This window comes from Arcobacter sp. CECT 8985 (assembly GCF_004116495.1).
In the GTDB taxonomy this organism is placed as follows: domain Bacteria; phylum Campylobacterota; class Campylobacteria; order Campylobacterales; family Arcobacteraceae; genus Malaciobacter.
Genome location: NZ_PDKC01000051.1, coordinates 1 through 10,189, shown reverse-complemented (window position 1 = coordinate 10,189; position 10,189 = coordinate 1). Strand labels below are relative to the sequence as shown.

9 protein-coding genes and 1 pseudogene are annotated in these 10,189 nt (G+C 23.5%); 3 read left to right on the top strand and 7 right to left on the bottom strand.

Annotated elements, in window-relative coordinates; translation table 11 throughout:
* Positions 1-275 (top strand): annotated as a pseudogene (locus CRU93_RS14250) (methyl-accepting chemotaxis protein); the annotation flags it as partial.
* Positions 276-291: 16 nt separating this feature from the next.
* Here CRU93_RS14250 and CRU93_RS13550 read toward each other — a convergent pair.
* Complete coding sequence (locus tag CRU93_RS13550; protein WP_129104725.1) at positions 292-2,391, bottom strand: helix-hairpin-helix domain-containing protein; 2,100 nt, start codon at positions 2,389-2,391, stop codon at positions 292-294.
* 16 nt (positions 2,392-2,407) lie between these two features.
* Positions 2,408-2,938, bottom strand: coding sequence for a DedA family protein (locus CRU93_RS13545; protein ID WP_129104724.1), 531 nt, complete (start codon positions 2,936-2,938; stop codon positions 2,408-2,410).
* Between the two features lie 170 nt (positions 2,939-3,108).
* Between CRU93_RS13545 and CRU93_RS13540 the strand changes: the two genes are divergently transcribed.
* Together CRU93_RS13540 and CRU93_RS13535 are read left to right on the top strand one after the other, a co-directional pair.
* The gene (locus CRU93_RS13540; RefSeq protein WP_129104723.1) at positions 3,109-4,344 is read left to right on the top strand and encodes an EAL domain-containing protein; all 1,236 of its coding nucleotides are present in this window, start codon (positions 3,109-3,111) and stop codon (positions 4,342-4,344) included.
* Entirely contained in the window at positions 4,328-5,122 is a 795-nt protein-coding gene (locus CRU93_RS13535) for a hypothetical protein (RefSeq protein ID WP_129104722.1), read from the top strand. Before CRU93_RS13540 ends, CRU93_RS13535 begins: the two co-directional genes overlap by 17 nt.
* Here the strand turns inward: CRU93_RS13535 and CRU93_RS13530 are convergent.
* From CRU93_RS13530 to CRU93_RS13510, 5 genes are read right to left on the bottom strand one after another with little or no spacing between them, the layout of a single operon-like run.
* The gene (locus tag CRU93_RS13530) at positions 5,117-6,037 is read right to left on the bottom strand and encodes a biotin-dependent carboxyltransferase family protein (RefSeq protein WP_129104721.1); all 921 of its coding nucleotides are present in this window, start codon (positions 6,035-6,037) and stop codon (positions 5,117-5,119) included. The genes CRU93_RS13535 and CRU93_RS13530 overlap by 6 nt on opposite strands.
* A complete protein-coding gene (pxpB, locus tag CRU93_RS13525; protein WP_129104720.1) occupies positions 6,034-6,708 on the bottom strand; it encodes a 5-oxoprolinase subunit PxpB in 675 nt (224 codons plus the stop codon). Before pxpB ends, CRU93_RS13530 begins: the two co-directional genes overlap by 4 nt.
* The gene (locus CRU93_RS13520) at positions 6,708-7,442 is read right to left on the bottom strand and encodes a 5-oxoprolinase subunit PxpA (RefSeq protein WP_129104719.1); all 735 of its coding nucleotides are present in this window, start codon (positions 7,440-7,442) and stop codon (positions 6,708-6,710) included. The genes pxpB and CRU93_RS13520 overlap by 1 nt, the downstream gene beginning before the upstream one ends.
* Before the next feature lie 15 nt (positions 7,443-7,457).
* Positions 7,458-7,874: a hypothetical protein gene (locus CRU93_RS13515; RefSeq protein ID WP_129104718.1), complete on the bottom strand. Its 417-nt coding sequence runs from the start codon at positions 7,872-7,874 to the stop codon at positions 7,458-7,460.
* Positions 7,875-7,885: 11 nt separating this feature from the next.
* Positions 7,886-10,138: an EAL domain-containing protein gene (locus tag CRU93_RS13510; RefSeq protein ID WP_129104717.1), complete on the bottom strand. Its 2,253-nt coding sequence runs from the start codon at positions 10,136-10,138 to the stop codon at positions 7,886-7,888.
* Positions 10,139-10,189: the final 51 nt, after the last annotated feature.

The window sequence follows — 10,189 nt, the reverse complement described above, 5'->3', positions numbered from 1 at the left end:
ATAAAATAACTCAAGAAAATGCACAAAATGCTGCACAAGCAGATGAAATTGCAAAACAAACAGAAAAAATATCAAATACTATTATTGAACATGCTGATGCTAAAGAGTTCGATGGAAAATATGATATAAAACTAAGAAAATCTACCATTGATAAAAATTACAATGGAAATGAAAAAAGAGGAATTGAGAATAATTTAAAACAAAATCAAGTTTTGAAAAGTAACACAATAATAAAATCTACAAATGATGATGATAAAGAGTGGGAAAGTTTTTAGAACTTTCTACTCTTTTTTACACTAAACTTAAAGCAACTTTTTGCTTTTTTAAATCTATATCTATAATTTTAATTCTTGGTAGGTATTGATTAATTGATAATACTTCCATTGGATGAGATATTCTTTTATCAGATATTTTTGAAATATGTATCATTCCATCATTTTTTAATCCTACATCAACAAAAGCACCAAAGTCTGTTAGATTTCTAACAATCCCACTTAATTCATCATCAATTTTTAAACTCTCTAAGCTTACATTATCATCTCTAAAAACAGTTTGTGGTAACTCTTCTCTAATATCATATCCTGGTTTTAAAAGTTCATTAATAACATCATTACAAGTTTGAGTTGAGACATCAAACTTTTTACAAAATGGTACAATATCAACTACTTTTAAATCTTTTTGTTTTAATAACTCATTTGCTAAGTTATAATTTTCAGGATGAATTGCAGTATTATCTAATATACTAATTCCATCTTTTATTCTTAAAAAACCAACTGCTTGTTCATATGCTTTTTGCCCTATTCCTTTTACATCTAATAACTGTTTTTTTGTTTTAAAACTTTTAATTTCATCTCGATGTTTTACAATATTTTGTGCAAGTTTTTCAGATATTCCAGAGACAAAAGACAATAATTTATATGAAGCTGAGTTTAAATCAACTCCCACTTTATTTACTAAATCTTCTGTAACTTCATTTAGTTTTTTTTCTAATTTTGATTGGTTTACATCATGTTGATATTGACCTACTCCAAGTGATTTTGCATCTATTTTAACTAATGCAGATAAGGGATCTCTTAATCTACTAGCAATAGAAATAGCACCCTTTGTCGTAACATCTAAATTTGGATACTCAATATTTGCTATTTTTGAAGCAGAATAAACAGAAGCACCGATTTCACTAACTACTGCAAATTTCAAATCTAATTTATTTTCTTTTATAAAAGTTGCAAAAAAACTTGCAGTTTCATTTGATGCAGTTCCATTTCCAATTGCAACAGCGTCTATATTATATTTTTTAACTAAATCTAAAACAATATTATTTGAACTTATAAAATCCTCTCTTGGTTTTGTAGGATATATTACTGCTGAGTCTAAATAGTTTGCATTTTGATCAATTACTGCCAATTTACAACCAGTTTTATAACCAGGATCTACTCCTAAAATAACTCTATTTATTAGTGGTGGAGTGATAAGAAGTTGATGCAAATTTTTTCCAAAAAGATTTATTGCTTCACTACTTGCTTTTTCTTTTAAAGTTGTTAATACTTCTCTTTTTAAACTTGGAAGTAATAATCTTTTTAAACCATCAATATAAGCATCCAAAACATATTGTTTTGAACTATTTGCATTATTTGGAATTTTATATTTTTCAATATTTTCTATAATTCTTTGTTCATCAAGTTCCACTTTTATTGTTAGTTGCTTTTCACTAACTGCTCGTGAAATTGCTAAAAATCTATAAGAAGGTATAAATTTAACTTTTGAAGAGAAATCTTTATAATTTTTATATACACCATCTTCTTCAAAAGTTTTTGTCTGTTTTATTTGTAGTATTGCGTGGTTTTGAAGTATATTCCTTATTACTTCTTTTGATTTAAAATCATCAGCATATCTTTGAGCAATAATATCCATTGCTCCTAAAATTGCATCATTGGTATTTTTAATATTTTCATTTATAAACTGTTTTGCTTTGTTATTTATCTCTTGTTTATCATATTTCATCGAAGATATTATATTTGCTAAACCTTCTAAATTATTATCTATTGCTTTTTGCGTTCTAGAACTTTTTGCTGTTTTAAATACAGAATATATATCTTCTAATGAAACAAGTGTAGTTGCCTCATCAATTTGTTTTTCTAAATTTAAATTAAGAACCTCTTTTTGTCTTAGATTTTCTTTTATCTCATTTTTTCTATCTATTAATTTTTTACTATATTCATAAATATCATTAAAATCTCTAAGAACTTCATCTGTTGCATTTCCAGTTAAATCTTTTCTATATCTTGCTATAAAAGGAATAGTGCAACCATCTTCTAATAGCATTAAGATATTTTTTATATGTATATCTTTTAGATTTGTTTTCTTTTTTAAAACTTCTATTAATTGACTCAATTTAATATTCCATTTACTAAATTTTTCTAAAGTAATATGATACTAAAAATAAAACTATTGCAACAATTCCTAAACCAATATATTTAAACTCAGATGCACTACTTAAAATATATTGACCAGCAGTATAACTTGCATATCCTACAATAATTGCCCATAGAATAGTTGCTAACATATTATAAATTACAAATTTACCACTTGAATATTTTGTAATTCCCATAGCTAAAGGAATAAGTGTTTTTATTCCATAAATATACTTTTGAATAAATACAACTAAAGAACCATATTTTCTCATCATAACATGTGCTAATGCAATCTTTCTTCCATACTTTTTCATCATATCTTTTGCATAAATTTTGTTTTTTCTTGCAAGCATAAATAAAAATTGATCCCCTAAAAAATTAGAAACTCCTGCAACTAATATAGATATATAGATATTCAAATCGCCTGTATAAGACAACACACCTGCAAATACAAGTCCAACAAAGCCACCACCAAAGGAATAAGCAAATAAGGCTATATAACCCCAATCTCTAATCAAATCTTCCAATACATACCTTTTTATTTTTATAGGATTCTATCCAAATATATTTTAATAACATATATTAAAAATTATTGAAATAATAAGACATTCAAGTAAATAATAAATTAATAGATTAAATTTTCTTTACCTTAAGAGTAAATGATATATAATATTAGCAATAACATAAGGTGCTGTTTTTGTCAATTTTAAAAAATATAATAAGATATAAAAAGAAAGATGAGATAAAAACTCTGTTTTTAGTCGATATACTTTACATGAAAGATATAAATGCAGTATATGGATTTGATAATGGAGATTTCATTATTAAACAATTAAAAAAACTTCTAAGAAATAATGTAATAAACAAAATTAAAAATTATTTAGAAAAGTCTGCTTTTATTGATTTTGTAAATACTCATGTTGATGTATTTGGCATTACAGTATACAAAGATTTAAATCAACAAGATATAGATAAAATCAAAGATATAATTTTTGATAGTATCATCTCTCATAAATTTTTACTACTAGATAAAACATCATACATAAATATTAATGTTACTATGGGCTGCTCAAAATCATCCAATAATAAATTAAAAATTTATGCAGAAAAAGCTCTTCACAATGCAAAATTAAACTATGTACATTATATCTATTTAGACAGTGCCTTATTTGAAAATGAAGATACAAATGAAAACTTACTTGCCACTTTAAAATTAAATATAGAAAAAAACTTAGTAGAACCATACTTTCAACCTATTGCAAATACGAAAACTGAAAAAATTGAAAAATATGAAGCATTAATGAGAATCTTTGATAAAGATTCAAATATTATAATGCCTTATGTATTTATACAAAAATCAAAAAAATATAGACTTTATAATAAATTAATGTCTTTAATGATTCAAAAAATAATCTCATACATAAAAAAATATAAAATACATGTAAGTATAAATATCGATTTTCATGATATTTTAAACCCAAAAATAAAAGAGCAACTTTTTAATAATATTAAAAATAGTGATGTAGGTCATTATATAACTCTTGAAATATTAGAAAGTGATAAAATTTCTAATTATACAGCAGTAAATGATTTTATAAAAGAGATTAAACAATATGGAGTAAAAGTTGCCATTGATGACTTTGGTACAGGCTTTTCAAACTATGAATATATCTTAAATATTGATGTTGATTATATTAAAATTGATGGTTCACTTATAAAAAAAATAGACCAAGAAATCTATTTAAATCTTGTAAAAAGTATTGTTTTATTTTGTAAGCAACAAAACATACAAGTAATAGCAGAGTTTGTAAGTGATTTAAAAATATTAAGATATGTAAGATCATTAAATATTGATTATGCACAGGGGTATCATATAAGTAAACCTAAACCTATTGAGCAAATTGTTAAGGAATTAAATGAAGAAAATACTTAAAAAAGTGACGGATGAAACAATAAATGAACTTTTAGAAAATGAAATAATTTTACCTTCAAGTTATTTTCAATCGTTTGATAAACATGCAAAAACTCTTGATATAAATTTACAAGATAAAGAGTTTCATGAAAACTTAAACTTATTTATAGCAAAAGAGTATGAAGATATAAATGATTATGCAAAAAAAACATTAGAGAGTTTAAATAAAGTATCTCTTGCAACAAAAGATGCAAAAAAAGCAATTGAAAATAAAGATGAAAGTTGTTTACAACAAATTTATTCTCAAATGGAACATCTAAAAAAAGAGTTAGATGAAGTAACAAATAAAATATTTAAAGATGAGATCACAAATGCTTTTAATAAAAAATGGATTTATAATAAATTTTTAAAACAGAATAATACTTTTAAAAAAGATGGTATTTTAGTTTTAATAACAGTTGAAAATGCCGAATATATTTTTGAGAATTATGGTCAATTAATTTTTGATAATTTACAAATATTTTTGATTAAATACATAACAAAAAAAATAAAAGAAGAAAAATTAACATATTGTATTGCAAGATTTATAAAAAATAAATTTGTAATTTTCTTCGATGAAGAAGATTTTAAAGAGTGTACAAATACTCTAAATAATATTAAAAATTTAGTTTCTGATACAACTTTAAAAAGTAAATCAGGAATATTAATTAAACCAAATTTTTCATATAAAATAGCATCTTATAAAAAAGGTGAAAATTTTCAAGATTTAGTAGATACTTCTTTTAAAAATCAATCATAAATTAAAAGAGTTATAAAACTCTTTTAATTTATTTTGTGCTTGTTTTAAACTTATTTGTTTAAATTTTACTTTCATATTTGGCTTTAATTGCGATAATCGAAAACAATCAATACTTAAAACTGATCCAATTTTAGGATATCCACCTATTGTTTGTCTCTCTTTTAGTAAAATTATTGGTTGACCATTTTTAGGAATTTGAATTGCACCAAAACAAATAGCTTCTGAAACAATTCCATCAATATCACAAGATATTTTTTCACCTTCTAATTTACATGCCATTCTATTAAATTCAGATGTTATTTTATATTCTGATGAAAAAAACTTTTGTTTTTGTTTTTTATTAAAAAATTCTTCTTGATATGAAAGTATAACTCTTAATTCAATCTCTTCTCCATATTTAGGATAATACTTTTCATTTAATCTTTTTATAGTATTATCTAAGTTATTACTATTTATTTGAAGAATATCACCTTTTTTTAACTTTCTGCCATTTAATCCACCAATTTGCTCTTTGATTGAAGTACTATAACTTCCAAACTCTTTTTTTAATTTTATTCCATCTTTTATTGATAAATATACTATTGTTCCAGCTTTTAACTTTGATATATTAACAATATCACCTTTTTTTAAATTATATATTTGCCAAGTAAAGTTTTGTTTTTTTTCATTTATAAATATATCACAATAAGCACCAGTTACTGCAATTTGAGTATCACAATTCACTTTAAATAAAAAATTAGAATAATATATTTCAATAATATTTTCATCAATTTTATTATGCAATAATCTATTTGCTACAAAATATGCATACTCATCCATTACTCCACTTGTAGTTAAGCCAATATGCGAAAAACCAAATCTTCCTAAATCCTGAATAGTTGCAAATATTGGAGAGTTTAAAATTTCAATACTCATAAAACTCCTCCTTGAGATAAAAACTGCTCTTTTGAAATACAATTAAATTTTATCTTATTCCCCACATCAATATTTGATAAATTATCTAAGCTTCTATCAAAAAAATTATAAGTTGTTTTTCCTATTATATTCCAACCACCAGGGCTATCTTGTGGATATACAGCTGTTTGTTTATTTGCAATTGCTATACTTCCTTTAGGCACAATTTTTCTAGGTGTTTGAAGTCTAGGAACAATTATTTTTTCATCTACATCTCCTAAGTAAGCAAATCCAGGTAAAAATCCAATTGCATAAACACTATATACTTTATTTGAATGGATTGATATAATCTCTTCTATACTAAGTTTTGTTTTAATACTAATATTTTCTAAATCAAATCCTACTTCACTTCCATAATACACATCAATTTCAATAAGTTTTGATTTTTTATTTATTTTTGTAGTGACATCTAATTTATCTAAAAGAAGTTGTTTTAGATTATTAAAATTATATTCAAAAATATCATAATGAATAAAAATTGAACAATAAGAAGGAATTATTTCTATAATACCTTTTAATTTTATAGATAAAAGATTATGGTAGGCATTTTGTACATTAAAAGCAGTTCTTTCATCAATTTCATGCCCAAAATATATAATCAAGCTATCAACTGAAGTTGCTTTTATATCCATTACATAAGTGCTTTTCTAATTAATTTAATAAATTCAAGTGCTTTTTCATTATCCCCATGTACACAAATACTATTTGCATCTAAAAATAATCTGTGAGAATTTACACTTAAGATATAACCTTTATCTTTTAAAGTTGCAATTCTTTGTGAAACATCAAGTTCATCTTTAATAATAGCTTCATCACTTATTCTAGAAACTAAAGATCCATCATCATTATAATTTCTATCTGCAAATACTTCATATAAAAGTTCAATTCCATAAAATAATGCAGTATGATGATAAATTTCATTTTTTGGTCCAGATAAAATCATAAGTTTAATATTTTTATTAAAAGAAGAGATTGCACTTAATACTGCTTTGAATATATTTTCATCTCTCATCATATCATTGTATAAAGCACCATGTGGTTTTACATATGAAACAGCTGTTCCATGAGCTTTACAAAAAGCATTTAATGCGCCTAACTGATAAAGAATAATTGATTTTATCTCTTCTAATGAACACCTAATACTTCTTCTTCCAAAGCCAATTAAATCTAAGTAAGAAGGATGTGCTCCAATCAATACATTATATTTTTTTGCAAGAAGAACAGATTTATTCATTGTAACTGCATCACTAGCATGAAATCCACAAGCAAGATTTGCCATATCAATATATGGAATTATTTGTTCATCATTTCCCATTTTCCATATACCAAAACTCTCCCCCATATCACAATTTAATCTGATATTCATCTTTATTCCTTAAAATTATTGATATACATGATATTTATGATTCTCTTTTGCCCTTTTTTCTTCTATTTGTTTATATGTTTTTATTGCTAATTGTTTCTCTTCTTCATTAATATTTTCACCTAAATAATCATCAATTAATCTATTTAAAACTAATATATAAACTATTGAATTTAAATTTAAAGAGTCTTCATCTTTCATTATTTTAGCTAAATCAATGGCATAAACTGCTTCTTGAAATGTATAAAATATCCTATCTTCAATATTTTCTAATCTATATGCATATCCTAAAATTGTAAGATAATTCTGTTTATACTTTTCATTAAAGTTACTATTGTTTAAATATAAATCATATTTTTTAATGATTTCTTTATAATTAGTTACTAAATCATCTGTTTTTACAATCTTATTTTTAAATTCACAAAAAAATTGCACTATTTGCTTTTCTATAATTTATCCTTTTTTATATCCATTATAAATTGTACTAATTGCTCTTTTTTAATTGGTCTTGAGTGATAATATCCTTGAAATAAGTCACATCCAAAATCAATAAGCAACTCTTTTTGTTCATTATTTTCTATTCCTTCAGCTAATATTTCCATGTTAAAATTTTTGCCTATTGATATTATACTTTGTACCATATTTCTTGATAATTCATCTGTTAATATATCATCTATAAAGCTCTTATCTATTTTCAACTCATCAATTGGTAATTTCTTTAATAAACTCAATGATGAATATCCTGTTCCAAAATCATCCAATGAGATTTTTATTCCACTTGCTACTATTTTATCAAATAACTTTAAAACGTAATTAAAATCTTCTATAAATACATTTTCTGTAACTTCTAAAGTTAAAGACTCTTTTTTTAAATCATATTTATTCAAATAATAAAATAAAATATCTAAAAACTCTTTTTCCATAAACTGTTTTACTGAGATGTTTATTGATAATTGAAATTCTACGCCTGTTCTTTCATATACTTGTTTTATCTGTTTTATTGCAGTTTTCATTATATATCTACCTAATGGTACCATTTGACCTGTAGTCTCTGCTATTTTTATAAATATATCTGGTGGAATAAATCCTAACTTCGCATTCTCCCATCTTACTAATGCTTCTACTCCATATATATTCCCTAACATATCCATTTGTGGTTGATAAACTACATATATCTCTTCTTTTGCTATTGCACTTTTTAATTCGTACTCTATTTGTGCATTTTTAAAATGCTTATTTTTTATTTTTTCATCAAATACTCTAAAGCTATTTTTATCTTTTTTTGCTTCATACATTGAGATATCTGCATATCTTTTTATATCATCAATTTTTTCTGAATCTTTTGGGTATTGAGAAACACCAACACTACAGCCTAATACAAACTCATACTCTTCTATTAAATATGGTCTTGAAATTTCTTTTATTATTTTTTTAGATATATTTGATATTTCACTTTCATTTAATTGCATTTTTATTAATAAAAATTCATCTCCACTATATCTTACTAATGTATCATTGGATTGTTTTATTTTATTTAATCTATTTGCAACTTCTTTTAAAACTGTATCACCATAATAATGCCCATAATTGTCATTTATACTTTTAAAACTATCCAAATCGATAAAAAACATTATAAATGGTTCATTTATTTTTTTTTCTTCAAATTTAGCTGTCAAATATTTTCTATTATTTAATCCTGTCAAATAATCATGTGTTGCTTGATAATATAACTCTTTTCTTTTTTTCATTTCACTTTTACTTATTATTTTAAACAAAATAAAAAGTACTATATAAATTAAAATAAATATGCCAATGGCAATACTTATTTCTACTCTGGCTTCTTTTTCAATAATATCTTTTTTTATTTGAGTAATTACAAAAAGATTGTATCTTTTTATATACAATATTGATGCAAGAACAGCATCTTTAGTATAATAATCTTTAAAAATAAAAGACATAGGAGTATTATTATCTTTCAAAGTATTAATAGAAAGATTATTTTTGTTAGTTGTAATGCTTTTTATGAAATTTCTAGGAATTTTCTGTGAGTATACTTTTAAATCATCATTAATATTATTATTTATTACTTGAATAAAATGATCAAAATCTCTAAAAATATAACTTATAAAATTGTTTTTGCTTAATAAATTTTGCAATTTATTCTCATCAATTCCCATAGTCATAACATAAATAACTTTTCCATTTTCATCTTTTATTACTTTACGTAAAGGAATCATGATTTTATCAAATTGTTTAATATAGTAACTTCTACCAAGAACCATTTCATCTCTTGTTAAAGTATAATTAAAAGATTTTCTTGTCTCTTCTCTTTGTTTTAAATTATAACCTTTTTTCTTATTACTATTCGTACTTGAAATATAAAATACTCCATTTGGAAGAATTATTCCTGATACTAAAATAGAAGGATTTAATTTTATAGTATAATCAAGAAGTTTTTCTATTTTTTTCTCATCTTTAGTATTTTTTATTTGTTCAATAATAAAATCCATTAACATCTCATATTGAACTAAACTTGATTTTACTGAATTTTTTGTAACTTCAGTTATATTCTCTTGTTTTATTTCATACTCTTTATATTCACTTTTAGAAATTTGATAAATTATAAAAGATAATATAAGTATCCCAATAACTAAAATAATATAAAAAAGTACCCATACATTTTTTTTTAAAGTTTTCAATATAAAATCCTACAAATTAATTAAATCATTTAATGAGAGATATTAAAATAC

Bases quoted from the DNA above. Each gene is read 5' to 3' on its own strand.
- CRU93_RS13535 (WP_129104722.1), top strand. From the start codon at position 4,328: ATGAAGAAAATACTTAAAAAAGTGACGGATGAAACAATAAATGAACTT.
- CRU93_RS13530 (WP_129104721.1), bottom strand. From the start codon at position 6,037: ATGAGTATTGAAATTTTAAACTCTCCAATATTTGCAACTATTCAGGAT.
- pxpB (WP_129104720.1), bottom strand. From the start codon at position 6,708: ATGGATATAAAAGCAACTTCAGTTGATAGCTTGATTATATATTTTGGG.
- CRU93_RS13520 (WP_129104719.1), bottom strand. From the start codon at position 7,442: ATGAATATCAGATTAAATTGTGATATGGGGGAGAGTTTTGGTATATGG.